Origin of the sequence: Roseovarius tolerans (assembly GCF_900109855.1) — a bacterium.
In the GTDB taxonomy this organism is placed as follows: Bacteria; Pseudomonadota; Alphaproteobacteria; order Rhodobacterales; family Rhodobacteraceae; genus Roseovarius; species Roseovarius tolerans.
This window is the reverse complement of record NZ_FOBO01000005.1, coordinates 66,938-90,145: the sequence shown is the minus strand read 5'-3', so window position 1 is coordinate 90,145 and position 23,208 is coordinate 66,938. Positions and strand designations below refer to the sequence as shown.

Annotated in this window: 25 protein-coding genes and 1 pseudogene; 14 read left to right on the top strand and 12 right to left on the bottom strand. The window is 64.3% G+C overall.

The genetic code is table 11. The annotated features are described in order from the left end of the window. Window positions 1–55: 55 nt before the first annotated feature. From BMX04_RS06500 to BMX04_RS06455, 10 genes and pseudogenes are all read left to right on the top strand, one after another. The gene (locus BMX04_RS06500) at window positions 56–1,267 is read left to right on the top strand and encodes a GTP-binding protein (RefSeq protein WP_074785521.1); all 1,212 of its coding nucleotides are present in this window, start codon (window positions 56–58) and stop codon (window positions 1,265–1,267) included. Beyond that, the gene (locus tag BMX04_RS06495; RefSeq protein WP_074785520.1) at window positions 1,264–1,899 is read left to right on the top strand and encodes a DUF1826 domain-containing protein; all 636 of its coding nucleotides are present in this window, start codon (window positions 1,264–1,266) and stop codon (window positions 1,897–1,899) included. Before BMX04_RS06500 ends, BMX04_RS06495 begins: the two co-directional genes overlap by 4 nt. After that, window positions 1,896–2,219: a DUF6525 family protein gene (locus BMX04_RS06490; RefSeq protein ID WP_074785519.1), complete on the top strand. Its 324-nt coding sequence runs from the start codon at window positions 1,896–1,898 to the stop codon at window positions 2,217–2,219. The genes BMX04_RS06495 and BMX04_RS06490 overlap by 4 nt, the downstream gene beginning before the upstream one ends. A 51-nt stretch (window positions 2,220–2,270) precedes the next feature. Next, the gene (locus BMX04_RS06485; RefSeq protein WP_074785518.1) at window positions 2,271–2,588 is read left to right on the top strand and encodes an ArsR/SmtB family transcription factor; all 318 of its coding nucleotides are present in this window, start codon (window positions 2,271–2,273) and stop codon (window positions 2,586–2,588) included. Between the two features lie 42 nt (window positions 2,589–2,630). After that, on the top strand, window positions 2,631–3,680 hold the full coding sequence (locus BMX04_RS06480) for a permease (protein ID WP_244888493.1): 1,050 nt from the start codon (window positions 2,631–2,633) through the stop codon (window positions 3,678–3,680). Then, window positions 3,677–4,540, top strand: a complete 864-nt coding sequence (locus BMX04_RS06475; protein WP_074785516.1) for a transglutaminase-like domain-containing protein — start codon at window positions 3,677–3,679, stop codon at window positions 4,538–4,540. The genes BMX04_RS06480 and BMX04_RS06475 overlap by 4 nt, the downstream gene beginning before the upstream one ends. Before the next feature lie 194 nt (window positions 4,541–4,734). Continuing rightward, a pseudogene (locus tag BMX04_RS06470) lies at window positions 4,735–6,154 on the top strand (circularly permuted type 2 ATP-grasp protein). 4 nt (window positions 6,155–6,158) lie between these two features. Further along, window positions 6,159–7,100, top strand: coding sequence for an alpha-E domain-containing protein (locus tag BMX04_RS06465; protein ID WP_074785515.1), 942 nt, complete (start codon window positions 6,159–6,161; stop codon window positions 7,098–7,100). Window positions 7,101–7,103: 3 nt separating this feature from the next. Next, window positions 7,104–7,901, top strand: a complete 798-nt coding sequence (locus tag BMX04_RS06460) for a transglutaminase family protein (protein ID WP_074785514.1) — start codon at window positions 7,104–7,106, stop codon at window positions 7,899–7,901. A 9-nt stretch (window positions 7,902–7,910) separates the two neighbouring features. Further along, window positions 7,911–8,645, top strand: coding sequence for a proteasome-type protease (locus BMX04_RS06455; RefSeq protein ID WP_074785513.1), 735 nt, complete (start codon window positions 7,911–7,913; stop codon window positions 8,643–8,645). Window positions 8,646–8,651: 6 nt separating this feature from the next. Here BMX04_RS06455 and arsB read toward each other — a convergent pair whose 3' ends face one another. The 5 genes from arsB to BMX04_RS19750 form a co-directional block, all read right to left on the bottom strand. Next, entirely contained in the window at window positions 8,652–9,659 is a 1,008-nt protein-coding gene (gene arsB / locus BMX04_RS06450; protein WP_074785512.1) for an ACR3 family arsenite efflux transporter, read from the bottom strand. Next, on the bottom strand, window positions 9,656–10,924 hold the full coding sequence (arsJ, locus tag BMX04_RS06445) for an organoarsenical effux MFS transporter ArsJ (RefSeq protein ID WP_074785511.1): 1,269 nt from the start codon (window positions 10,922–10,924) through the stop codon (window positions 9,656–9,658). The genes arsB and arsJ overlap by 4 nt, the downstream gene beginning before the upstream one ends. Next, the gene (locus BMX04_RS06440; protein WP_074785510.1) at window positions 10,921–11,919 is read right to left on the bottom strand and encodes an ArsJ-associated glyceraldehyde-3-phosphate dehydrogenase; all 999 of its coding nucleotides are present in this window, start codon (window positions 11,917–11,919) and stop codon (window positions 10,921–10,923) included. Before BMX04_RS06440 ends, arsJ begins: the two co-directional genes overlap by 4 nt. After that, window positions 11,916–12,767: an arsenate reductase/protein-tyrosine-phosphatase family protein gene (locus tag BMX04_RS06435; protein ID WP_074785509.1), complete on the bottom strand. Its 852-nt coding sequence runs from the start codon at window positions 12,765–12,767 to the stop codon at window positions 11,916–11,918. The genes BMX04_RS06440 and BMX04_RS06435 overlap by 4 nt, the downstream gene beginning before the upstream one ends. Before the next feature lie 109 nt (window positions 12,768–12,876). Further along, a complete protein-coding gene (locus tag BMX04_RS19750) occupies window positions 12,877–13,008 on the bottom strand; it encodes a hypothetical protein (protein WP_254892329.1) in 132 nt (43 codons plus the stop codon). Window positions 13,009–13,520: 512 nt separating this feature from the next. Here BMX04_RS19750 and BMX04_RS06430 point away from each other — a divergent pair. Beyond that, the gene (locus BMX04_RS06430; RefSeq protein ID WP_175477336.1) at window positions 13,521–14,567 is read left to right on the top strand and encodes a hypothetical protein; all 1,047 of its coding nucleotides are present in this window, start codon (window positions 13,521–13,523) and stop codon (window positions 14,565–14,567) included. Here BMX04_RS06430 and parE read toward each other — a convergent pair. Next, complete coding sequence (gene parE, locus BMX04_RS06425) at window positions 14,564–16,519, bottom strand: DNA topoisomerase IV subunit B (protein ID WP_074785507.1); 1,956 nt, start codon at window positions 16,517–16,519, stop codon at window positions 14,564–14,566. The two genes, BMX04_RS06430 and parE, sit on opposite strands and share 4 nt — an antisense overlap. Before the next feature lie 235 nt (window positions 16,520–16,754). Here parE and BMX04_RS06420 point away from each other — a divergent pair, with 235 nt between their 5' ends. After that, complete coding sequence (locus BMX04_RS06420; protein WP_050663222.1) at window positions 16,755–17,474, top strand: redoxin domain-containing protein; 720 nt, start codon at window positions 16,755–16,757, stop codon at window positions 17,472–17,474. A gap of 19 nt (window positions 17,475–17,493) precedes the next feature. Here BMX04_RS06420 and BMX04_RS06415 read toward each other — a convergent pair whose 3' ends face one another. From BMX04_RS06415 to BMX04_RS06400, 4 genes are read right to left on the bottom strand one after another with little or no spacing between them, the layout of a single operon-like run. Then, on the bottom strand, window positions 17,494–17,871 hold the full coding sequence (locus tag BMX04_RS06415; RefSeq protein ID WP_074785506.1) for a type II toxin-antitoxin system death-on-curing family toxin: 378 nt from the start codon (window positions 17,869–17,871) through the stop codon (window positions 17,494–17,496). Next, window positions 17,868–18,116 (bottom strand): hypothetical protein, encoded by a 249-nt coding sequence (locus BMX04_RS06410; protein ID WP_074785505.1) that lies wholly within the window; start codon window positions 18,114–18,116, stop codon window positions 17,868–17,870. Before BMX04_RS06410 ends, BMX04_RS06415 begins: the two co-directional genes overlap by 4 nt. A gap of 46 nt (window positions 18,117–18,162) precedes the next feature. Next, a complete protein-coding gene (locus BMX04_RS06405) occupies window positions 18,163–19,089 on the bottom strand; it encodes a glucokinase (protein ID WP_074785504.1) in 927 nt (308 codons plus the stop codon). Continuing rightward, window positions 19,082–19,852, bottom strand: a complete 771-nt coding sequence (locus BMX04_RS06400; RefSeq protein WP_074785503.1) for an HpcH/HpaI aldolase family protein — start codon at window positions 19,850–19,852, stop codon at window positions 19,082–19,084. The genes BMX04_RS06405 and BMX04_RS06400 overlap by 8 nt, the downstream gene beginning before the upstream one ends. A gap of 134 nt (window positions 19,853–19,986) precedes the next feature. On the opposite strand from BMX04_RS06400, the gene BMX04_RS06395 reads away from it, so the two are divergent. Both BMX04_RS06395 and BMX04_RS06390 read left to right on the top strand, forming a co-directional pair. Further along, window positions 19,987–20,571, top strand: a complete 585-nt coding sequence (locus BMX04_RS06395; RefSeq protein WP_074785502.1) for an HdeD family acid-resistance protein — start codon at window positions 19,987–19,989, stop codon at window positions 20,569–20,571. A gap of 65 nt (window positions 20,572–20,636) precedes the next feature. Next, window positions 20,637–21,536 (top strand): DMT family transporter, encoded by a 900-nt coding sequence (locus BMX04_RS06390; protein ID WP_074785501.1) that lies wholly within the window; start codon window positions 20,637–20,639, stop codon window positions 21,534–21,536. A 3-nt stretch (window positions 21,537–21,539) separates the two neighbouring features. Here the strand turns inward: BMX04_RS06390 and BMX04_RS06385 are convergent, their stop codons facing one another. Together BMX04_RS06385 and BMX04_RS06380 are read right to left on the bottom strand one after the other, a co-directional pair. Next, the gene (locus tag BMX04_RS06385; protein WP_175477335.1) at window positions 21,540–22,250 is read right to left on the bottom strand and encodes a GNAT family N-acetyltransferase; all 711 of its coding nucleotides are present in this window, start codon (window positions 22,248–22,250) and stop codon (window positions 21,540–21,542) included. Window positions 22,251–22,383: 133 nt separating this feature from the next. Then, window positions 22,384–23,193, bottom strand: a complete 810-nt coding sequence (locus tag BMX04_RS06380) for a division plane positioning ATPase MipZ (RefSeq protein ID WP_050663228.1) — start codon at window positions 23,191–23,193, stop codon at window positions 22,384–22,386. Window positions 23,194–23,208: the final 15 nt, after the last annotated feature.

Genomic DNA, 23,208 nt, shown 5'->3' with positions numbered 1-23,208 from the left:
ACGCTCTTTATGTGAGATGTAATAACATTACACTAATTCAACCACGAGGTGCCCCATGACCGAAACCGATCCACGCCTCCCCGTCACCGTCCTGTCCGGTTTTCTCGGGGCCGGCAAGACGACGCTGCTCAACCGTGTACTGAACAACCGCGAGGGCCGCCGCGTGGCGGTGATCGTCAATGACATGTCCGAGGTGAATATAGACGCCGATCTGGTGCGTGCCGAGACCGAGTTGAGCCGCACCGACGAGACGCTGGTCGAGATGTCGAATGGCTGCATCTGCTGCACGCTGCGCGACGATCTGCTGGCCGAGGTGCGCCGCCTCGCGGGGGAGGGGCGGTTCGACTATCTGCTGATCGAATCGACCGGCATTTCCGAGCCGCTGCCCGTTGCCGCCACCTTCGAGTTTCGTGACGAGGCGGGCGAGAGCCTGGCGGATGTGGCGCGGCTCGATACGATGGTGACGGTGGTCGATGCGGTGAACCTGTTGCGCGATTTTTCCAGCCACGATTTCCTGCGCGACCGGGGCGAGAGCCTGGTCGGACCGGGGGGCGAGGCGGATGAGCGCACGCTGGTGCATCTGCTGACCGATCAGATCGAGTTTGCCGATGTGGTGATCCTCAACAAGGTGAGCGACGCCGCCCCGCATCAGCGCGACGCGGCGCGCAAGATCATCCGCAGCCTGAATGCCGATGCGCGGGTGATCGAGACCGATCATGGGGCCGTCGGCGCGGATGCGATCCTTGCCACGGGCCTTTTCGATTTCGACAAGGCGCATGAGCATCCGATGTGGGCGAAAGAGCTATACGGGTTCGCGGATCACGTGCCCGAGACCGAGGAATACGGTGTCGCCTCTTATACCTACCGGGCGCGCGCGCCGTTTCATCCGCAGGCGATCCATGACGTGCTGAACGGCCCCCTGCCCGGCGTGATCCGGGCCAAGGGGCATTTCTGGATCGCCACGCGGCCCGATTGGGTGGCGGAATTCTCGCTGGCGGGGAGCCTGTCGAGCGTGACGCCCTTGGGCACATGGTGGGCGGCGGTGCCGCGCGAGCGCTGGCCGGATCACGTAGAGGCGCAGGCATATCTGCGGGCGCATTGGCAGGAGCCCTGGGGCGACCGGCGGCAGGAGATCGTCTTTATCGGGGCGGGCATCGACTGGGCCGCGCTGCGTGGCAGGTTGGACGCCGCGCTGATGCAGGATGAGGTTGGCGCGGATCTGCCCGATCCGTTCCCGCACTGGCGGCGGGCGGAGGCGGCGGCATGACGCTGGCGCGCGAGATCCTGCACGGGGCGGCGATCGGCGTGGGGGTGGCGGACTGCGCCGATGACCTCGACGTGATCGCGCGGCCGGGGGTGGCGGCGGCGCTGTGGCAGCGGCGGGTCGATCCGGACTGGCAGGCGTGGATCAACGGGCTTGCCCCCGAGACGCTACCGCAGCTGCGGGTGATCCTGCGCCCCGGCAGGGTGCGCGATGCCGTAAGCGATGCCTGTGATGTGGCGGGATTGGACGCGAGCGCGGCGCGCGACTGGCTGATCGAGGATATCGGCGGGCTGGCGGATCGCTTTGCCGGGCTGATGCGGGCGCGGTTCCTGCGGTTGCGGCTCGACGTGATCGAGACTGATGCCTGTCGTCGCTTCCATATCGACGCGGTCACCGCGCGGCTGATCTGCACCTATCGCGGCACCGGCACGCAATACGGGATCAGCGTGGACGGCGAGGAGCCGCGCCGGGTGTTCACCACGCCGACCGGTGCGCCGCTGGTGCTGCGCGGCACGCTCTGGCCCGGTGATCCGCCCTCGGGATTGCTGCATCGTTCGCCGCCCATCGAGAGGAGCGGCGAGACGCGGCTCTTGCTGGTGCTCGACCCGGTGGACGATCCGGAGGAAGCGATATGAGCGGCAGAAATACTGGACGGACAAGCCTGCGCCAACGTCGCCGGTGTCGTGATCCGATGCGTGAGTTCGACCGGCTGCCGCCCGCACTGCGGGCCTGGCTGGCGCGGGCATGTCTGCCGTGGGGGCCGCGTTCGGTGCTGCGGGCCTATCGGCGTGCCTTGGGTCAAAGCGGGGATGCGGGCCGGGCGCTGCAGGCGCTGGACGCAATCGAGGCGCGGCTGATCGCGCGGGATGCGGCGCGGGTCTGGGGCGATGCGCATCCGGCGGGATTGGGCGAAAGGTCACCGGGGGCGGAGCCTCCCTGCCCCGGGTGTGGATGAGGGGTTGCGAAAAAGACTCGACATAACCGGAATATTGGTTATGTTTGCGATATGAGTATCACGAGCCCCAATGCCCGCGCGCTGGCCGCCCTTGGCCATGACGCCCGCCTGTCGATCTTTCGCCTGCTGGTCAAGGCGGGGCATGACGGGTTGCGGGTCGGCGATATCGGCGCGCATCTGGGGCTGGCGCCCTCGACTCTGGCGCATCACCTGTCGACGCTGGTCGAGGCCGGGCTGGTGGTGCAGCGCAAAGAGGGGCGCGAGGTGTTCAACAGCGTGGATTACGCGGCGATGCAGCGGGTGCTGGGGTTTCTCACCTCGGAATGCTGCGCCGGTGTCACCCTGCAGGCCGAAGACGATGCGGCGTGAATTTTTGCGCCCTGAAACAACCAGAATTCCGGAGATATGGATATGACCGACACGAGCCTTTCCCCGACCGGCCCTGTTGCATGGGCCCGCATGCTGTGGCGGGATCACCGGGTGTGGCTGGCCTCGGCGCTGATCCTTGCGGTGGTTGCGCTGCTCGATCCGGCGCAGGCGCGCGACAGCCTTGGCTTTACCGCGCAATCGCTGCTGAATACCGCGCCCTTCCTGATCCTGTCGATCGGTGTGGCGGCATGGGCCACGGCGACCGGGGCTGACAACCTGATCGCGCGCGCCTTTACCGGGGCGCCGGTGGTGATGATCGGGCTGGCCGCATTGGCTGGGGGCCTCTCGCCGTTCTGTTCCTGCGGGGTGATCCCGCTGATTGCGGCGCTGTTGGCAATGGGGGTGCCGCTCTCGGCGGTGATGGCGTTCTGGCTGGCCTCGCCGGTGATGGACCCGTCGATGTTCGTGCTGACCACGGGGGTTCTGGGGCTGAAATTCGCGCTTGCCAAGACGCTGGCGGCCGTGGGGCTGGGCGTCTTCGGCGGGGCGGTGGTGCATGTCATGTCCCGCGCCGGTGGGCTGAGCGATCCGCTGCGCGAGGGGATCGGCAATGGCGGCTGCGGCGGGGCCAAGCTGCGCGCGCCCAAGCCGGTGGTCTGGCGGTTCTGGCAAGACCCCGAGCGGCGCGCGAAATTCGGACGCGAGGCGCTGAACGTGACGCTGTTCCTCGCCAAATGGCTGACGCTGGCCTTTCTGCTCGAAAGCCTGATGCTGGCCTTTATTCCGGCAGAGACCGTCACCTCGGTTCTGGGTGGCAGCGGGCTCGGCCCCATTGCGCTTGGCACGTTGGTGGGGGTGCCGGCCTATCTCAACGGGTATGCCGCGCTGCCGCTGGTGGGCGGGTTGATCGCACAGGGCATGGCACCCGGTGCGGGGCTGGCCTTTCTGGTGGCGGGGGGGGTGACCTCGCTGCCTGCGGCGATTGCGGTCTGGGCGCTGGTGAAACCGCGGGTCTTCGCGCTCTATATCGCATTGTCGCTGAGCGGCGCGTTTGCCGCGGGGCTTCTGTTTCACCTGTGGAGCATGGCATGAGACAGTTGGAGATCGAGATCGGCGGGCTGGAGCCCGGCACCCGCCTGCTGGCCCCGGCGGGCATGTGCAGCCCGCATGATGCCGTGACCCGGACGACTGTGACCGGCGGCGACATCTGCGCCGTCACGCTGGAGGCGGAACTGGGGCTGGCGGCGCTGTGGATCGAGGCGGCGGGCGGCCCGCTGACCCTGACCCATGACATCGCGCCCGCGCCCCAAGGGCAGGGCTATCCGGAGGTGATCTTTGCGCCACGAGGCACGCCCTATACCGTGGCCGCCGAGGAGCTGGTGCGTGCCAGCCAGGAGATCGCGGCCCGTGCAGGTGGCGGCATGGCGGGCCTGCGCGCGCTGGTGGCCGAGGCCGAGGCGCGGTTCAGCTATGCCCATCCCGAGATCCGGTTCAACGACGACACCGACGCCGTGCCCTATCTCTCCTGCGGGACGACGCCCGGCTCTTGCGTGGATATCAACACCTATCTCGTGGCGAGCCTGCGCGCGGCGGGGTTTGAGGCGGGCTATGTCTACGGCTACTTCTTTCCGGCGGAAAAGGGCGGTGTGACGGATGATGCGCATTGCTGGGTCGTCACCCGCCACGCGGGCGAGGTGCTGGAATGGGATATCGCGCATCACATCAAGGCCGGGCTTGGCCCGACGCAACCGGCGCTTGATCCGCGCCCCGGCTGGCGCGTGGCGCTTGGGCATTCGATGGGGCATACCTATCGTCCGGATGAGCGTGCGGCCCGCTTGAAACTGCTGTCAGAGCCGATGCGGGCGGGGCCGGATGGCGCGTGGCATCACGTGCCGCTGGTTGCACGCCTGCCCGCGCCCGAGACAGCGGACGCGTTGCGCGAGCTTGCATGACCCCTGCCCCACCCGGGCCGGAGCGGCCACGGATGGGACCGTTCGGTTTGCCGAAAAAACAGGCAAGAGCGACCCCACAAGCTGCATTCGCACGCGCAATCCATGCCTCACCCTATATTTTCTGTTCAAAAACAGCCCCGTTGCGGTGTGAGAATATCGGTGTAAGCTGATCTTCTTTAGATGTGGGACGTGGGATGGCGGAGTGTTTTGACGAAATGTGGGGCGATGCGGGCGGGTTGCGCGCGCCTTATCGCGGCTTTCACGACTGGTTCGCCGAGGAAGACCCCAAACGCCTGCGCGCAAAGCAGCGCGAGGCCGAGGAAATATTCCGCCTGACCGGCATCACCTTCAACGTCTATGGCCGTGCCGAGGCCGAGGAGCGGCTGATCCCGTTCGACATCGTGCCGCGCATCATGTCGGGAACCGAGTGGCACCGCCTGTCGCGCGGCATCGAGCAGCGGGTGCGCGCGATCAATGCCTTTCTGCACGACATCTACCACAATCAGGAGATCGTGAAGGCGGGCCGTATCCCGCAGGAGATGATCACCCGCAACGACGCCTTTCTGCCGCATATGATCGGGGTCGCGCCGCCGGGCGGGGTCTATACCCATATCGTCGGCATCGACCTTGTCTGCACCGGCGAGGGCGAATTCTACGTGCTCGAGGACAATGCGCGCACGCCCTCGGGGGTCAGCTACATGCTGGAGAACCGCGAGACGATGCTGCAGATGTTCCCGGAACTTTTCTCGCGCAACCGGGTGCAGCCGGTGCAGAATTACCCCGCCAACCTGCGCCGCTCGCTCGCGGCCTGCGCGCCGCCTGCGGCGGGGGTCGATCCGGTGGTCGCGGTGCTGACGCCGGGGATTTTCAATTCCGCCTATTTCGAGCATGCCTTTCTGGCCGATCAGATGGGCGTGGAACTGGTCGAGGGGCATGATTTGCGGGTGGTGGACGGGCGCGTCGCGATGCGCACCACCTGTGGCTACAAGGCCATCGACGTGCTCTATCGCCGCGTCGATGACGAGTTTCTCGACCCGCTCAACTTCAACCCCGAGAGCCAGCTTGGCGTGCCCGGCATCATGGATGTCTACCGCACCGGCGGCATCACCATCGCCAACGCGCCGGGCACCGGCATCGCCGATGACAAGGCGATCTATTCCTACATGCCCGAGATCGTCGAATTCTACACCGGCGAGCGGCCGCTGTTGCAGAACGTGCCGACATGGCGCTGCTCAGACCCGGATTCGCTGGCCTATGTGCTCGACAATCTCGCTGATCTGGTGGTCAAGGAGGTGCATGGCTCGGGCGGTTACGGCATGCTGGTGGGGCCGACCGCCAGCAAGAAGGACATCGCGGCCTTCCGCCGCAAGCTCAAGGCGCGGCCCGGCAATTACATCGCGCAACCGACCCTCAGCCTGTCGACGGTGCCGATCTTTTCGCGCATGGGGCTGACGCCCCGGCATGTCGATCTGCGGCCCTATGTTCTGGTCAGCCCCGAGGGCATCCGGATCACGCCGGGGGGGGCTGACGCGGGTGGCGCTGAAGAAGGGATCGCTCGTGGTCAACTCCTCTCAGGGGGGCGGCACCAAGGACACATGGGTGCTGGAGGACTAGGGCGATGCTGGGCAAGACCGCGAATGGAATTTTCTGGATGTATCGCCTGCTGGAGCGGGCCGAGAACACCGCGCGCCTGATCGAGACCGGGCAGCGGATCGCGCTGACCCGGCTGAACGAGCCTGACGCGGAGTGGCGGCCGGTGCTGCAATCGGCCTCGGTGCTGGATGCCTATCTGGCGGCCAACGAGACGGTGACCAAGGATGCCGCCGTGGACTGGCTGCTGCGCTCGCACGAGAACCCGTCTTCGGTGCTGTGCTGCATCGAGCAGGCGCGGCAAAATGCACGGATGGTGCGCACCGCCCTGACGGGCGATGTCTGGGAGGCGATCAACGCCGCCTACATGCATGCGCGCGAGACGCTGGCGCGCAAGGTCGGGGAACGCGATCTGCCCAACGTGCTGCGCGCGCTGCGGCAGCAGGCGGCGCTGGTGCGTGGCATGACCCACGGCACGATGATGCGCAACGAGATCTACGATTTCGCACGGCTTGGCACCTTTATCGAACGCGCCGACAACACCGCGCGCATTCTCGACGTGAAATACTATGTGCTGCTGCCCTCGACCCTTGCGGTGGGCAGTTCCATCGACAATGTGCAATGGGAAAGCATCCTGCGCTCGCTCTCGGCCAAGGGCGGGTTTCGGATGGAATACGGCTCCAAGCTGGCGCCGCGCGAGATCACGCATTTCCTGGTGCTGGACAAGCGGATGCCGCGCAGTCTGGCCTTCTGCACCTCCAAGATCCGCGACAACCTGAGTTACCTGAATCGCGGCAATCGCGAGCCGGGGCCGTCGCTACGGCTAGTATCGCAGATCGAACAGCAGTATCTTTCGCATGACCTGGACCAGATTTTCGAGTTTGGTCTGCACGAGATGATCACCGAATTGTTGGGTGCCTTCTCTGGCCTCGCCCGGCAGATCGAGTTGGATTATCGCTTTTATGAGTGATTCATGCGCCTGACCATTCATCACGTGACCAGCTATCGCTTTGCCGAACCGGTTCGGTTCGGCCTGCAACAGGTGCGCAAGACGCCCAAGACCACGCCGCATCAGACCGTGGTCAGCTGGCGCACCGCAATCACCGGCGGCAAGAAGGAACTGAGTTTCGAGGATCATCACAACAACACCACCGAACTGATCAGCCTTGATCGGGATACGCAGATCCTCGACGTGCTGAGCGAGGGCGAGATCGAGGTGAGCGACACCCATGGCATCGTCGGGCCGCATCGGGGGCCTGCGCCGCTATGGCTCTATAGTCGCGCCACGCCGCGCACCGAGGCGCGCGAGCAGGTGCGCGCCCTGGCCCGCCGTCTGGCACCGGGCAACGATCTCGACCGGCTGCACGCGCTCTGCGGGTTGATCCGCGAGGCGGTGGCCTATGAGACCGGCGCATCCGAACCCACCTGGAGCGCCGAGGACGCGCTGAGCGACGGGCGCGGGGTGTGTCAGGATCACGCCCATATCTTCATCGCCTGCGCGCGGCACCTCGATCTGCCCGCACGCTACGTGTCGGGCTATCTGATGATGGACGACACCACCGATCAGACCGCGATGCATGCCTGGGCCGAGGCCTATCTGGATGGGATCGGCTGGGTCGGGTTTGATGTCTCGAACGGGATTTCGCCGGATGCGCGCTATGTGCGGGTGGCGACGGGGCTGGACTATTCCGATGCGTCTCCGATAACTGGCATGCGGATCGGCGGGCTGTCGGAAACGCTCGGCGTGCAGATCAAGGTTGTTCAGCAGTGAAGGCACAAGATGACCTATTGTGTGGGCATGGCCCTGAAAGACGGCCTGATGTTCATGTCCGACACCCGCACCAATGCGGGCGTGGACAATATCTCGACCTATCGCAAGATGGTGATCTGGGAGGTGCCGGGGCAGCTTTGCCTGACGCTGTTGTCCTCGGGCAACCTTGCCACCACGCAGGCGGTGATCAGCCAGCTTGAGGAACGCGGCAAGGCGCATGACGACCGCAATCCCGATTTGCTGTCGGCCCCTTCGATGTTTCAGGCCGCACGGATCGTCGCCGAGACCCTGCACGAGGTGGTGGCGGCGCATGAAACCGGCGGGATGAAGGCCGACTCAGCGTTTCACGCCACGCTGATCCTTGGCGGGCAGATCGCGGGCGGGCCGCCGCGCCTGTTCCTGATCTACCCCGAGGGAAATTTCATCGAGACCACCGAGGATTCGCCGTTCTTCCAGATCGGGGAAACCAAGTACGGCAAGCCCATCCTTGTGCGCGCCTATGACAAGGATCTGAGTTTCGAACAGGCGATGCGACTGTTGCTGGTGAGTTTCGATTCGACGATGAAGGCCAATCTCGGGGTGGCCCCGCCGTTCGATTATCATTTCTACGCCGCTGACAGCATGAGCCGGGGGCGGTCGGGGCGCATTCAGGGGGATGACCCCTATTTCAACCACATCTCGGAGGCCTGGGGGCAGGCGCTTAAGGATGCGCTCAGGAGCCTGCCGGAATATTCCGAGGGCTGACCAGCCTCAGGCGAACCGCGCGCGTGTCCGGTTGGCGAAGGCCACGAGCGAGAGCATCACCGGCACCTCGACCAGCACGCCGACCACCGTGGCGAGGGCCGCGCCGGAATTGAGGCCGAAGAGCGAAATCGCCACTGCGACTGCCAGCTCAAAGAAATTCGACGTGCCGATCAGCGCGCAGGGAGCGGCTATGCGGTGCGGCACCTTGAGCATCCATGCCGCCGCATAGGCCAGCACGAAGATGCCGTAGGATTGCACGAGGATCGGCACCGCGATCAGCCCGATCACCATCGGCCGGTCAAGGATCACCTGCCCCTGAAGGCCGAAGAGGATCACCACCGTCGCGATCAGACCGATCACCGACCACGGCTTGAGCCGCGCCTGAAACGCCGCGATGCGGGCCTCGGACTCCAGCCTGCGCCGGGTCCAGATGCCTGCCGCCAGCGGCAGCGCCACGAAGAGCAGGACCGAGAGCAGCAATGTCTCCCACGGAACGGTGATGTCGGTCACACCGAGGAGGAACGCCACGATCGGCGCGAACGCAAAGACCATCACCACGTCGTTCACGCTGACCTGCAAGAGGGTGTAGCTTTCGTCGCCCCTGGTCAGTTGCGACCACACGAAAACCATCGCCGTGCAGGGGGCCGCGCCCAGCAGGATCAGCCCGGCGATATATTGCTGCGCGTCGGCGGGCGCGATGAGATCGGCGAAGATACCCTCGAAGAACAGCACCGCGAGGGCGGCCATGGTGAAGGGCTTGATCAGCCAGTTGACCGCCAGCGTGATGCCGAGGCCGCGCGGCTGCCGCAGCACGTCGCGCAGGCTGGACGGATCGACGCCGACCATCATCGGATAGACCATCGCCCAGATCAGCACCGCCACCACGAGGTTGACGCGGGCGACCTCGGCCGCTGCGACGGCATTGACCAGCCCCGGGATGGTGTTGCCGAGGGCTATACCCGCGATCATCGCGAGGGCGACCCAGAGGGTGAGGTACCGCTCGAATGCGCTCATGTTGGTGTCTCCGATCCTAGGGTCGCATCGAGCCGCCCGGATGCGAGGGCCGAGGCGGCGATCATCACGCTTGCCGTGCCCAGCATAAGGGGCAAACCGCCTAGCTGATAGGTCAGCCCCGAGAGCACCGTGCCCAGAAGCCGCCCGCCTGCGTTGGCCATGTAGTAAAAGCCCACATCCATTGTCACCCGTTCCGCCTGCGTGAAGGCGAGGATCAGGTAGGAATGCAGCGCCGAATTGACCGCGAATATCGCGCCGAAGGCCAATAGCCCGGCCACCAGCGTGATCGTCAGCCATGTCTGCGGGCCATCCGCCAGGAGCGCGGCGACGGTCAGGGCCACCGGCACCACGAGCAGGGCCAGGGCCCAGCCCCGCGCCGCGCGAATGAGATCGCCCTCGGGGCGGGAGGCCGCGCGCATCAGGCGCGGGGCACTGGCCTGCACCGCGCCGTAAAGGATGATCCAGCCCGCCATGAACGTGCCGATCATGAAGAACGCGGCGCGGTTTCCGGCCTCGGACCCGTCCGAGAGCACGCTGTAGAAATAGACCGGGATACCCACTACGAACCACACATCGCGCGCCCCGAAGAGGAACACGCGCGCCGCCGAGAGCCAGTTGACGTTGGCGGATTTCGAGAAAACCTCGGAGAACTTGGCCCCCTTGCGGCCCGTCGGCAGGCCCGGCGGCATGGCGAGGGCCACCGCGGCGAGGATCACCGCCAGCACCGCCGCCATCGCCCAGACCGCGCCGACGAAGCCGATCCCGGCCAGCAGCGCTGCGCCCAGCAGGAAGCCCAGCCCCTTGACCGCGTTCTTGGAGCCGGTGAGAGCGGCGACCCAGCGGAACAGCCCGCCGTCGCCCTTGGATGCCAGGAGCTTGACGGCGGATTTCGAGGACATCTTGGCCAGATCCTTGGCCACGCCGGAGGCCCCCTGCACCACCATAACGTAAGCGACCGAGAGCGCGACGGTCCAGGTGGGATCAAGCTGCGCCAGCGCAATGAGCGCCAGCACCTGCAGGCCAAGCCCGGCATAGAGCGTCGAGGTCAGCCCGAACCGCGCGGCGATCCAGCCTGCGGAGAGGTTGGTCACCATGCCCGCGATCTCGTAGAGGACAAAGAGATAGGCCAGCTGCACCGGGGTGAACCCGAGCGTGTGGAAGTGCAGCAGCACCAGCATCCTGAGCGCGCCATCGGTCAGCATGAAGGCCCAATAGGCCGCCGTGACGGCGATATAGGCGCTGAGGCCCTCGGGACGTGCGGTCAAACCGTGGCCCCCACCATCAGCGCTACATCGACAAGGCGATGCGCATAGCCCATCTCGTTGTCGTACCACGCATAGACCTTCACCTGCGTGCCGTTGATGACCATGGTCGAGGGTGCATCGACGATGCCGGAGCGGGTGTCGTTGGTGTAATCGGCACTGACCAGGGGCCGCGTCTCATAGCCCAGGATACCGGCGAGCGGTCCATCGGCGGCGGTCTGAAAGAGGGCGTTGACCTCCTCCACGCTCGTCTCGCGGTCCATCTCGAACACGCAATCGGTGATCGAGGCGTTGAGCAGCGGCACGCGCACGGCGTGGCCGTTCAGACGCCCGGCGAGTTCGGGATAGATCAGCGTGATCGCCGTGGCGCTGCCGGTCGTCGTCGGGATTAGCGAATTGAGTGCCGACCGCGCGCGGCGCAAGTCCTTGGCGGGGCGGTCCACGATAGTTTGCGTGTTGGTCACGTCATGGATCGTGGTGATCGAGCCGTGCTTGATGCCGATGGCCTCGTGCAGCACCTTGACCACCGGGGCAAGGCAATTGGTGGTGCAGCTGGCCGCCGTGACAATGCGGTGGCGGGCGGGCTCATAGATGTCGTGATTGACGCCGTAGACGATATTGGCGGCGTCGCCATCCTTGACCGGGGCGGAGACGACGACCTTCTTCACGCCCGCGTCGAAATAGGGGGCGAGCTTGGCCTCGGTTTTGAAGACGCCGGTGCAGTCGATCACCACATCGACGCCCTCGAGCGGCAAGGCGTCCAGATCGCGCGTGCCGATGAAGGGCAGGCGCGTGCCGTCGATGGTGACGCTGTCCGCGTCATGCGCAAATACGGCATCCCACCGGCCATGCACGGTGTCGAATTCCAGCAGGTGGGCGTGCATTTCCGCGTCGCCCACGGCGTCGTTGATCCACGCGATTTGCGCGCCGCGCTCCAGCAGCGGCTTGAGGATCAGCTTGCCGATCCGGCCCAGACCGTTGACTGCATAGACCGTCATGCCTCGGCCTCGTCGGCCGTGCGGCCGATCTCGTCCACGGCGGCCTGCAGGCTGACGCGGTCGAGCGTTTCGACGGGAAGCGCGGCAAAGGCCGTGATCCGGTTCTTGAGCGCGCCGTAGGCCTGTTGGAAGGCGAGGCTTTTCTGCGCGTCGGTGCCGGTGGCCAGCACCGGGTCGGGGGTGCCCCAATGGGCGCTGACCGGCTGTCCGGCCCAGGCCGGGCAATCCTCGTTGGCGGCGCGGTCGCAGACGGTGAAGACGAAATCCATCACCGGGGCATCCGGCGCGGTGAACTCGTCCACATTCTTGGCGCGCAGGGCGGAGACGTCATGGCCCTTGGATTTCAGCACCTCGAGCGCGAAGGGGTTCAATTCGGAGAACGGCCGCGTGCCGGCGGAATGGACGGTGAACCGGTCGCCCGCCATGTCGCGCAGCAGCGTTTCGGCAAAGATCGAGCGGGCGGAGTTGCCCACGCAGATGAAGAGCGCGTTGTAGGTCTTGTCGGCCATGTCCGGGCCTCCTTGCAAGGTGGGGGGCAGGTTAGAGGTGGGGGCGCAGATATCGGGCCGCCCGCGACAGCAATCATTGAGCAGGCAATCGAAGGTGCGACGCACCTCTGTCATGTTCATGGAATAGCGGAGCGACGTGCCGTTGCGTTCCTGCGTGACCAGCCCGGCGCGCATCAGCGCGCTGAGGTAGGCCGAGAGGGTCGAGGGCTTGAGGCTGAGCGCCTCGGCCAGTTCGCCCGCCGGAACCCGGTCGGGATAGCGCCGCATCAGGAGCCGGAACAGCTCCAGCCGCTGCGGATGGCCGAGGGTGGCGAGCCTGTCGGGTATCTCTTTTTCCATATTTCGTGAATATGTGAAATATAGAGGCGAGTCCAGTAAAGGTTTGATGACAGGGATGTGTCGAAGGGAACGCGCGGGGCGGGGGCCGCTCCGCGCGTGATGGTCGGCGTTACTTGACCGGCTTGCCCGCGATCACCGTGGGGTTTTTTCCGGCGTTGGAATTCGCGGTGGCAAGGACCTTGGGCGTTTCCTTCTTCGGCTTCTTGGCCTCGCGGTTGCCCCGGTTTTTTTCTTTGGACATGGGTTCGACTCCTGAAAGATCCCGGCCGGGCGGGATGCCGGGCCGGTCCGTGCTCAGGGGTTCAGGGGAGCCTGACAGGGTCAGGGCGATGAGCCCTCGGGCGCAGCAGGCACGGCGCGGGGCCGGTGCTGCGAGATGTAAGATAAGGGGGCGGGGGCGTGGCGGCAAGAGGGGTGATGGGGCCGCGCGATCGACGGGCCGCGGTGCGGCGATCTACGCTGGTTCTGGGCACTTTATGGCCGCCAAATCCGGAAAACATCGGGGCGGAGCGCAGGTGGCGGCCAAATCGCCGTGCCGTCACGCCAAAGGCGTGCCGATTATCAATGACGCACCTCCGGTGCGGCGGGCGGCCCGGCGATCGCGCGGCGGCGCAGCAAGCTGCGCCTTGGTTCCGCGCGTTTATAGTTTCCAGATCAAATCTATAGAAAGTTTGACCACTCAAAAAATAAACTGCAAAGTCGAGCGCAATCTTTAGGGGATCTATTTTGAACAGAGTGTTGGTGCATTTCGATGTGGCAGAAGACTACGTTCTGCTCGATACCTTTGTTGCTTCGGCTGAAGCCACCCGTAAAGCAGTCGAGGCCCTTAATCGTGAGTTTTTCAATAATGAACTCCAATTTGAATTTGTTATATTTCCTCCAGAGTCGGGTAGCCTGAAGCAGTATGTTGGAGTTGTATTCAAAGGCGTTAAAAAGCTCTCCAAGCAAATCGCTCCAACAGCCGTCATTCTCTGGGCCATAATTCAAGTGATGGATTCGGAAACAACACAAGACTTAACGCAAGAGTATCTAGGCGGCACACCAAATGAGATGCTTATTGAAAAGATAGATGCCTTTAAGAATAAAATCAAATACTTAGAATCCTCTTCGGACGAACAAATAAACGACGTTGAAACTGAATATCTGCAGCAAGAAGGCACGGCCCTTCTGGAGGAAATTGTATCGCGTTCCGCAAGCCAGTCTTTGCTTGAGCCTGTAATGACCTTTGAGTCTGCGAGAGCCTCTAAACAATTGCGCTATGACTTAGAAGATGCTCAGGCGGACTTGTATGGTGCCGCACTCAATGATCCTACAGTGAGAGGCATTGGTTTCTCGGAAGAAGAGGAATTTCCAATAGAACGGAACAGTTTTGCCGAGAGAGCCATTCGACCAACGGTTTTAAAGGAGGAAGATCCCGAAATTGATTGGATTGTGTCGCTCAGGATTATCAGGGTAACGTCTCCAAACTTTGACCGAGACGACCAGTCAAGCCGCAGGTGGAAGGGCCGAGATAGTTCTGGCCACTCTGTTTTGTTTGAGGTGGTCGACGAAGAATTTTGGCACAAGCTGCTGCGTGATGAATTAGAGTTTGGAGAAGCAACCGTGCTAAAAGTACAGATGGCTTCAAGTATCTCCAAAAGTCGCGCAAAAGAGAACAAAGTCATAAGGGTTCTTGCAATTGACGAAGAAGAACTTGCGGAGCCCCTACAAGATGAAGCACTTAGTGCCGTTCTAGGTTCATTCTCCCACGAACAGAAGCGAGCGACTCCTGATCTTTTCGATGATAATGCTTCCCACTAAACATCCAACTCCTCCACAAACCTTGCATTCTCCGAGATATACTGGAACCGCAGTTCCGGCTTTTTCCCCATCAGGCGCTCCACGAGGTCGCCGGTCTGGCCGGGTTCGTCCTCGTCGATGGTGACGCGGATGAGTTTGCGGGTGGCCGGGTCCATCGTGGTTTCCTTGAGGTCCTTGGCGTCCATTTCGCCCAGGCCCTTGAAGCGGCTGTAGTCGATCTTGCCCTTGCCGCCGAGGCCCTTTTCCATCCAGGCGTCGCGCTCGGCCTCGTCGAGGCAATAGACCCGTTTCGCGCCTTGCGTCAGCCGGTAGAGCGGTGGGCAGGCCAGATAGAGGTGGCCCGCGTCGATCATCGGGCGCATCTGGGTGAAGAAGAAGGTCATCAGCAGCGCCGCGATATGCGCGCCGTCGACATCGGCGTCGGTCATGATGATGACCTTGTCATAGCGCAGATCGTCGAGGTTGAATTTGGTCCCCAAGCCGACGCCAAGCGCCTGTGTCAGGTCGTTGATTTCCTGATTGCTGCCCAGCTTCGAGGACGCCGCGCCCAGCACGTTGAGGATCTTGCCCCTGAGCGGCAAAAGCGCCTGTGTCTTGCGGTCCCGCCCCATCTTGGCGGAGCCGCCCGCAGAGTCGCCCTCGACGATAAAGAGTTCCGTGCCGTCGCGGGTGTTCGAGGTGCAATCCACCAGCTTGCCGGGCAGGCGCAGTTTCTTGGTGGCGGTCTTGCGGGCGGTCTCTTTCTCCTGCCGACGGCGCAGCCGTTCCTCGGCGCGCAGGACGAGGAAATCGAGGATCGCACCGGCGGATTTGGTATCGGCCGCCAGCCAGTTGTCAAAATGGTCGCGCACCGCGCCCTCGACCATGCGCTGCGCGTCGGTGGTGGCCAGCCGGTCCTTGGTCTGGCCGACGAATTCCGGCTCGCGGATGAAACACGAGACCAGCGCGCAGCCCCCCGATATGAGGTCTTCGCGGGTGATCTGCGCGGCCTTGCGGGTGTTGCTCAGCTCGCCATACGCCTTGATGCCCTTGAGGATCGCGGCCCAGAACCCGGCCTCATGCGTGCCGCCCTCGGGGGTTGGGACGGTGTTGCAATAGGACTGGATGAAACCGTCGCGCGCCGGTGTCCAGTTGATCGCCCATTCCACCTTGCCGGGCACGTTGTACTTGTCGCGGAAATCGACCGTCCCGGCGAAGGGACGCTCGGCATAGGTGGTGCTGGTGCCAAGCGTCTCGGCGAGGTAATCGGCGAGGCCACCGGGGAATTTGAACGTCGCCTCCTGCGGGGTTTCACCATCGCTGATCTCGGTTTTCCAGCGGATTTCCACGCCCGAGAACAGATAGGCCTTGGAGCGCGCCATCTTGAAGAGCCGCGCGGGCTTGAGCGTCAGCGAGCCGAAGATTTCGGGGTCGGGGTGGAAGGTGACGGATGTGCCACGCCGGTTGGGGGCCGCGCCGATCTTTTCCAGCAGACCCTGCGGCAGGCCGCGCGAGAACTCCATGCGATAGAGTTCACGGTTGCGCGCCACCTCGACGCTTAGATGATCCGAGAGCGCGTTCACCACCGAAGAGCCGACGCCGTGCAAGCCGCCCGAGGTCTGGTAGCTGTCGCCGGAAAACTTGCCGCCCGCGTTGAGGGTGCAGAAGATGATCTCGAGCGCGGTCTTGCTGGGGTCCTTGGGATGCGGATCAACCGGGATGCCGCGCCCGTTGTCGCGCACGCTGACATGGCCATTGGCGTGCAGCTCCACCTCGATCCATGTGGCGTGGCCCGCCACCGCCTCGTCCATCGAGTTGTCGATGATTTCGGCCACCATGTGATGCAGGGCGCGGTCATCCTTGCCGCCGATATACATGCCCGGACGCAGGCGCACATGCTCCATATCCTCGAGCACCTGAATGGAGGAGGCGTCATACTCGGATTTCGGGGTGGGCGAGAGAAGATCGTTCATGCCGCTGCTCTTTGCTTTTATGGGTTGGCGGGCATTATGGCAGAGGGGACCGGGCGGGGAAAGGGATTGCGCACCGGGCCCGGTGTCGCGCAGTTGTATTTTCTGCAAGAGCGCATTTTGGAAAACTGCAACGCATTTGCCTCAATTCGGCCACACTTAAAAAACAACCTCAACGTGTAGTTGGTTCCGCTTCCTGTTTTGTTTGAACGAAACCTCATTGCGGAGACGAAAGAGAATGAAATACTGGTCAGCCTCGGCGCGCGCCGCCGAAAACTGGGTCGAAGTCCCATCCGGGTATCGCAAGTCCAACGCATGGACGCCGCAGATCGGCGATATCTTTCCCAACTTCAACGTGCAGAGCACGCAAGGCAAGATCGCATTCCACAACTGGGCCGAGGGCGGATGGGTCTATCTGTTCAGCCACCCGGCAGCCTTTACCCCGATCTGCACGACCGAACTCGCCTCCATGGCGATGATGCTGCAGGATTTCGAAGAGGCGGGCGTTTCTGTCGCCGCGATCTCGATGAGCGGACAGGAGGAAGCCGCCCGCTGGGTGGCGGATGTCGAGGACACGTTCGGCCTCGACGTGGACTTCCCGGTGATGTCCGATCCCGGCGGGCGCATTTCGCGAGAGATGGGGCTGATCCATTCCAAGGAGGCTGCCGGTTGCACGATCCGCAAGAGTTTCATCATCGACCCGTCGCTGAAATTGCGGATGATGTTCGACTATCCGCCCTCGGTCGGGCGGTCGAGTGAAGAAGCCCTGCGCTCCACGCTGGCCTTGCAGGCGGTGGATCGCACGTCACTCGGGGTTCCGGCGGACTGGCAGCCCGGCGACGATCTTCTGGCGCGGGCGAGCGATTGCGGCGATGCAGACCTGGATGCGCGGTATGGTCGGAAATGGACGCGCATGTGCGATTACCTGAAGGTTGTCCACGCGGGGGCGGTGGACTGACCGGCGGCGCGCGCGGGGCTCAGACCGCGCGCGCCCTTAGCCAATCGGCCATTGCGCCCGCGTCGATCTGGCCCTGTGCGAGGCGGATGATCTGCTGGCCGGTGTCTTCGACATTCCATTCCATATACACCCCGTGCAATTCGAGGCAGAAGTTCATCGAGTCGAAGGCCGTGCGCTTGTTGGCATCATTGAAACAATGCCCCTGCGCGATTGCCTCAGCATAGGCGGCAGCGAGGTCGAACACGTCCTCGATCATGCCGTAGAGAATGCGGTTGTCGACCCGCGCCAGTGCGCCTTCCAGCGATTTGTCGCGGGCACGACCGGCCAGTTCCCCAGGATTGAGCGCCGCATCGTGAAGTGCCTCCACCAGATCGGGGGTCAGCAGGACAAAGCTCATTTGTCTTTGAGGTAGTCGAGAACCGGCTGCACCCTGTCACGCGACGATCGGAGATAGGCCATCACCTCATCCATGGTCGCGTGGCGCGGCTCGTCCTGGAGGGTGGCGGCCTCGGGCACGAGATAGCCGATGCATTTGGAGTTCTTCATGATCGCCACGGGTTTGCCGCCCGCCGCGTCGAGCACTTTTTGCGGCTCGCGCAGTTCGGTCATGGTGCAGATCTGGTTGGTGAAAAGGCGTTTCATGGGATGCTCCGTATATTACACACCAGAATATACATCTGAATGATCTTTATTTCAATATAGCTCGCAGATGTTGCAGGCACCCAAGCAATGCTGCGTGATCATCGGTGACGAGTGAGATCGGCATATCGCGCATGATCTGCGTATAGGGCCCCTTGGCGCAGAAATGCCGGTGACATCCAAGTTCGTTGAAATGCGGGGCGATTGCGCGGGCCAGACCACCGATCAGGAAGACGCCGCCGGTGCTCATGTGGGTGAGCGCCAGATTGCCCATTACAGTGCCCAATATGCGCCCGAACAGATCAAGCGTTTCGCGCGCCTCCGGCACGCCGACCTCATACAAGGCAATGATCCGGTCAGGTGCCTGTTCTTGCCCGCTGCACAGCCGGTGCAGCCGCGCAAGGCCGGGCCCCGACAAAACCGCCTCATAGGGTTTGTGCGCCACCTCGCGCCCAAGGGCGGCGATCAGGTCATTCTCTGCCGCGCCCATATTCGGCAGGCTGGAGTGCCCGGCCTCGGCGGGCGGCACGAAAAGGCGGTCGCCGACCCGATGCGCGACCGCGATATTGCTGCCGGTGCCCAGCCCCATGACCATGCGCGGGCCATCCGGATCCGGCACACCCGGAACGAGCGGCGTTATGCGCGCCGGGGGCAGATCATCGAGCGCGTGGGCCTGCGCCTGCAGATCATTCAGAAGATGCACCGCCTGCGCGCCGGTCGCGCGGGCGATCTCGGCGGCGTCGATGAACCAGTCGAGATTGGTCAGTTGTGCCGTGCCAGCCCGCACCGGCCCGGCCACCCCGGCGCAGACCGCATCGACCGGTGCGCCATCGAGATAAGCCGCCATGAGGGGGCCGAGACCTGCGAAACCGGCATTGGCATAGCGCCGCGCCGTGCCGGGGCAGAGCCCCTGCCCCGTGCCGCGCGCGAGCCGCGTATGGCTTGCGCCGACATCGGCCAGCAAGACCTCAGCCATCGCGCCAGCGGGCCACGGTCGCGCGTGCCGCCTGCGCTAGCAGCAGGACATCCGCCGCCACCGCGAGGAACTGCGCGCCCCAGTCGCGATAGCGCAGCGCCACCTCGTGATCGGTCGCGAGGATGCCCGCCGCCTTGTCCGAGGCGGCGATGCGGCCCAATGCGTTGCGAATGACCTCCTGCACCTCGGGCACGTCGCTATCGCCGAGATGGCCCATGTCGGCGGCAAGGTCAGACGGGCCGATAAAGACGCCGTCCACGCCCTCGAGCGCAAGGATATCGTCGAGCGCGTCAATGCCCGCGCGGGTTTCGACCTGCACCAGAAGGCACATCTGCGCATCGGCGGTGGCGACATAGTTTTCAACCCCGGCGAACATCGTCGCGCGGGCGATCATCGCGCCCGACCCCCGGATGCCCGCAGGCGGATAACGCATCGCGCGCACCAGGTCGCCGGCCTGATCGGCGCTTTCGACCATCGGGATCAGGAGCGTCTGCGCGCCCGCGTCGAGCACCTGCTTGATCGCCCAATCCTCGCCCATCGGCAGGCGCACCACGGGATGCGTGGAATATCCGTACATCGCCTGTAATTGCGCGGTGATGGTGGGCAGGTCATTGGGCGCGTGTTCGCCGTCGATCACCAGCCAGTCGAACCCGGTCGAGGCCATCAATTCGGTAGCGTATGGATGGGCGAACGCACCCCAACAGCCATATTGCATCTCGCCGCGCTGCAACGCGGCCTTGAAGGGATTTTGCGGGGCGGGCATGGCGCTCTCCTCTGTCAGGGTCAAGCGCAGCATAGACCGCACCGCCGGGAAATGGCGAGAGGGTGGGTGGTTGAAACCCGCAAGGCGCATGCGCAGGTCACGGGGCAACGACATGGCTTTGAAAGGAGGACGACATGACCGCACGCGATGACACGTCCCGGAGCGACGCGGAGGACGATCTCGAGACGCTGACGCCGGACATGGGCTGGAAAGGTCTGGCCGTGCTGGGCGTCGTGATGCTGATCGGCGGCTTTCTGGCGTTTCTCAATCCATTCGCCGCCTCGCTTGCCGCCGAGGCGGTGGCCGGTGCCGCATTCCTTGCGGCGGGCGGTGTGCAACTCTGGCTGGCCGTGACCGACAAGACCAAGACCACCGGCGATCGCTGGCTGTCGGGTGCGCTTGGGCTGGCGCTGGTGCTGTTCGCTGTGACACTGGTGCTCAATCCGCTGGCCGGGCTGGTGACGCTGACCGCCCTTGTGGCGGTGCTCTTCACGGTGCTGGGCGCGTTGCGGGTCGGCTTGGCGTGGCAGATGCGGCCCGTGCAAGGCTGGGGCTGGATCATGGCCTCGGGTGTTCTGTCGCTGGTGCTGGCGGCGCTGATCGTGCTGGGTCTGCCGGGCGCGGCACTCGGGCTTCTTGGCCTCTTCCTGGGGATGGACCTGACCATGGCCGGGGCGGCGTCACTGGTCCTCGCCTGGGCGAAAAAGACCCGCAGTTGAGCCCGCCGCCACCGCATGGACAGCGCCGCCGCTCTGTGGTCTGACTGGCCGCGAGGAGACGGTGCATGTCGGAACATCTCAAGGGGCTTTTGATCACCGCGCTCGGCGTGCTTTTCGTGGTGCCGGATTCGCTATTCGTGCGGCTTATTGACGGGGACGCGGCGAGCATCGCCTTTTGGCGCGGGATCACGGCGGGGGGTGTGATCCTGCTGGGTGTGCTGGCCATAAATGGCGTGCGCGGCTTCGCCGAGGTGGCGCGCACCGGGCGGCCCGGGCTGATCTATACGGTGCTGATCGGGGCCACCGCGCCCGGCTTTGTCTTTGCCGTCAGCATGACAAGCGTGGCCAATGTGGTTTTCATTCTCGCCTCGATGCCGGTCTTTGCCGCGATCTTCAGTCGGGTGTTTCTTAAGGAGCCGATCAGCCGCCGGATGATCCTGACCATGCTGGGGGTGTTCGCGGGGCTGGCGGTGATCGCCCGGGGGTCGGGTGAGACCCATGGCGCGCATTGGAGCGGCGATCTGGTGGCGCTTGGGGTCTCGGCCAGCTTTGCCGCCGCGATAACGGCGGCCCGGCAATTGCGCGCGGTGTCGATGATCCCGGCCATTCCGGTGGCGATGATCGGGGCCTCATTGGTGATCTGGCCGCTGGCGCAGCCGCTGGCGGTCTGGTCGCTGAACTGGCCGCTGATCCTCGCGCATGGGGCGTTCATCAGCGTCTCGACCTGCCTGCTGACGCTTGGGCCACGCTATATCGCCTCGGCGGAGGTTGCGCTGCTTATCTTGCTGGAATCGGTGCTGGCGCCCTTGCTGGTCTGGGCGATGATCGGCGAGGATCCGGGCGGTTGGACCATCGTTGGCGGGGCGGTGGTGATCGGGGCGCTCTTCGTGTCGAACCTCTGGGCGCTGATCTACCAGAGACGCCTGCGCAACCGGCCGCAGCCGCGCACCGGCCCCCCGGTCTGAGCCTTAGCTGTCGCGGTAGGTCACGAAGCAGGACCAGCCGTCATCGCGATGCCCGCGGTCGTGATAGCCCGCCGCGCGCAGGCACCGCTCTGACGCGGGATTGTCGGGATGCACGAAGGCCACCAGCCGGTAGAGCCAGTCGTGATCGGCAAAGGCGCGCTGCGTGGCGCGGCGCACGAGGTCGCGCCCGAGGCCCCTGCCCCAATGCGCGCGGCCCAGCCAGTAGCTGAGTTCGGCGGTGTCCGCGCTGCTGGGGTCAGCGCCGAAGGCAAGGCGCATCTGCCCGACGGGTTTTCCATCAAGAGTCACGGCCAGAACGTCATGGTGATCGCTGAACGCGGAAATCTCGATCAGGTCGCGTGCGAGGGCCTCGGTCATCTCGCCGGGGCAGTCCTCGTGCATGTAGCGCCAGACCTGCGGATCGCCCAGAAGCTGCCGGAAGGCGGGCAAGTCATCGCTCTGCCAGCGCCTGAAATCGAGCAGGCGGGTAGGTTTCGCCTTCCATGACAGCGGCGCGGATGGCACGGCGTTGGGGCAGACCGCCTCCTTGTCGGCGATGATCCAGCCGATCTGCATCGGGTCATAGGCCAGGGGCACGCCATTGGCCTCGCACCATGATTTCTGCTCGGGGTCGAGACGCCCGTCCCAGCGCGACGAAAGAGAGGACGCAGGACCGCGCCCTTCTGGAAACGATTTATTGCTTCGATCCGTCACGTCGCGGCTCCCCAGTCGGCGGCGATACTTGGTCGTATGTTCTAAAGATATGGGGGAGCGCGCGCGCCGTTCAAGGGCACGCATGGCGGGCATGGGGTTGCTGATGGTCCGGCCTGACCGGCGGTGACAGGGACTAGAACTTGGCCGTGACGCCGGGCAGGTTCAGCGCCTTGATCAGATCACGCAATTCCTGACGGGCAGCGATATTCGAGATGTTGAGGCCCTTGACCCCGATATCCTTGAGATCGAGCAGCGTCAGGCCGCGCGGGAAGAGCTCGCGGAAGATCACCCGTTCGTTGAAGCCGGGTGCCACGCGAAAGCCGATCCGGCGCGCGAGATTTTCGATGGCGCGGCCCATCTTTTCCTTGTTGACCATCTGCTGCGCGCCCACCCGGTTGCGCAGGACGACCCAATCGATCGCCTTCAACCCGGCCTGTGCCCGCAATTGACGCGCATTCCAGACCATTTCGGAATAGACCGACGGCCCGAGGATCTTCTGCCCGTCGCCGTCGATATTGGCGAGCAGGTCGAAGTCGATGAAACTGTCGTTGAGCGGCGTGATCAGCGTATCGGCGAGGCTATGCGCCACCTGGCTGAGGCGGGTATGCGAGCCGGGGCAGTCGATCACGATAAAATCGCTGTCAGGCTCCAGTTCCGCCACCGCCGCCGAGAGCCTGCGGTCATAGACGTTCTCGCCCGGCTTGAGCTGATCGGCGGCCACTTCGGGCAGGTCGTGATAGCGCGGGCTGGGCAGATCGAGCCCCTCGGCCGCAAGAAAGCGTTTACGGTTCTCGGCATAGCGGCCAAAGGTCCGCTGCCGCAGATCGAGATCGAGCGCGCTGGTCTTGTGCCCCATCCGCGCAAGGGCTGTCGCCACATGCATCGACACGGTGGATTTGCCCGCGCCGCCCTTTTCATTCCCGACGACGATGATATGCGCCATGGTCCCGTTCCCCTT

What these genes read in the sequence shown, in the direction of transcription:
- BMX04_RS06460 (WP_074785514.1), top strand. Translation starts at nt 7,104, where the DNA reads ATGCGCCTGACCATTCATCACGTGACCAGCTATCGCTTTGCCGAACCG.
- parE (WP_074785507.1), bottom strand. Translation starts at nt 16,519, where the DNA reads ATGAACGATCTTCTCTCGCCCACCCCGAAATCCGAGTATGACGCCTCC.
- BMX04_RS06390 (WP_074785501.1), top strand. Translation starts at nt 20,637, where the DNA reads ATGTCGGAACATCTCAAGGGGCTTTTGATCACCGCGCTCGGCGTGCTT.
- BMX04_RS06480 (WP_244888493.1), top strand. Translation starts at nt 2,631, where the DNA reads ATGACCGACACGAGCCTTTCCCCGACCGGCCCTGTTGCATGGGCCCGC.
- BMX04_RS06410 (WP_074785505.1), bottom strand. Translation starts at nt 18,116, where the DNA reads ATGAAACGCCTTTTCACCAACCAGATCTGCACCATGACCGAACTGCGC.
- BMX04_RS06420 (WP_050663222.1), top strand. Translation starts at nt 16,755, where the DNA reads ATGAAATACTGGTCAGCCTCGGCGCGCGCCGCCGAAAACTGGGTCGAA.
- BMX04_RS06455 (WP_074785513.1), top strand. Translation starts at nt 7,911, where the DNA reads ATGACCTATTGTGTGGGCATGGCCCTGAAAGACGGCCTGATGTTCATG.
- BMX04_RS06485 (WP_074785518.1), top strand. Translation starts at nt 2,271, where the DNA reads ATGAGTATCACGAGCCCCAATGCCCGCGCGCTGGCCGCCCTTGGCCAT.
- BMX04_RS06415 (WP_074785506.1), bottom strand. Translation starts at nt 17,871, where the DNA reads ATGAGCTTTGTCCTGCTGACCCCCGATCTGGTGGAGGCACTTCACGAT.
- BMX04_RS06500 (WP_074785521.1), top strand. Translation starts at nt 56, where the DNA reads ATGACCGAAACCGATCCACGCCTCCCCGTCACCGTCCTGTCCGGTTTT.
- BMX04_RS06405 (WP_074785504.1), bottom strand. Translation starts at nt 19,089, where the DNA reads ATGGCTGAGGTCTTGCTGGCCGATGTCGGCGCAAGCCATACGCGGCTC.
- BMX04_RS19750 (WP_254892329.1), bottom strand. Translation starts at nt 13,008, where the DNA reads ATGTCCAAAGAAAAAAACCGGGGCAACCGCGAGGCCAAGAAGCCGAAG.
- BMX04_RS06495 (WP_074785520.1), top strand. Translation starts at nt 1,264, where the DNA reads ATGACGCTGGCGCGCGAGATCCTGCACGGGGCGGCGATCGGCGTGGGG.
- arsB (WP_074785512.1), bottom strand. Translation starts at nt 9,659, where the DNA reads ATGAGCGCATTCGAGCGGTACCTCACCCTCTGGGTCGCCCTCGCGATG.
- BMX04_RS06395 (WP_074785502.1), top strand. Translation starts at nt 19,987, where the DNA reads ATGACCGCACGCGATGACACGTCCCGGAGCGACGCGGAGGACGATCTC.
- BMX04_RS06380 (WP_050663228.1), bottom strand. Translation starts at nt 23,193, where the DNA reads ATGGCGCATATCATCGTCGTCGGGAATGAAAAGGGCGGCGCGGGCAAA.
- BMX04_RS06435 (WP_074785509.1), bottom strand. Translation starts at nt 12,767, where the DNA reads ATGGAAAAAGAGATACCCGACAGGCTCGCCACCCTCGGCCATCCGCAG.
- BMX04_RS06475 (WP_074785516.1), top strand. Translation starts at nt 3,677, where the DNA reads ATGAGACAGTTGGAGATCGAGATCGGCGGGCTGGAGCCCGGCACCCGC.
- BMX04_RS06465 (WP_074785515.1), top strand. Translation starts at nt 6,159, where the DNA reads ATGCTGGGCAAGACCGCGAATGGAATTTTCTGGATGTATCGCCTGCTG.
- BMX04_RS06400 (WP_074785503.1), bottom strand. Translation starts at nt 19,852, where the DNA reads ATGCCCGCCCCGCAAAATCCCTTCAAGGCCGCGTTGCAGCGCGGCGAG.
- BMX04_RS06490 (WP_074785519.1), top strand. Translation starts at nt 1,896, where the DNA reads ATGAGCGGCAGAAATACTGGACGGACAAGCCTGCGCCAACGTCGCCGG.
- BMX04_RS06440 (WP_074785510.1), bottom strand. Translation starts at nt 11,919, where the DNA reads ATGACGGTCTATGCAGTCAACGGTCTGGGCCGGATCGGCAAGCTGATC.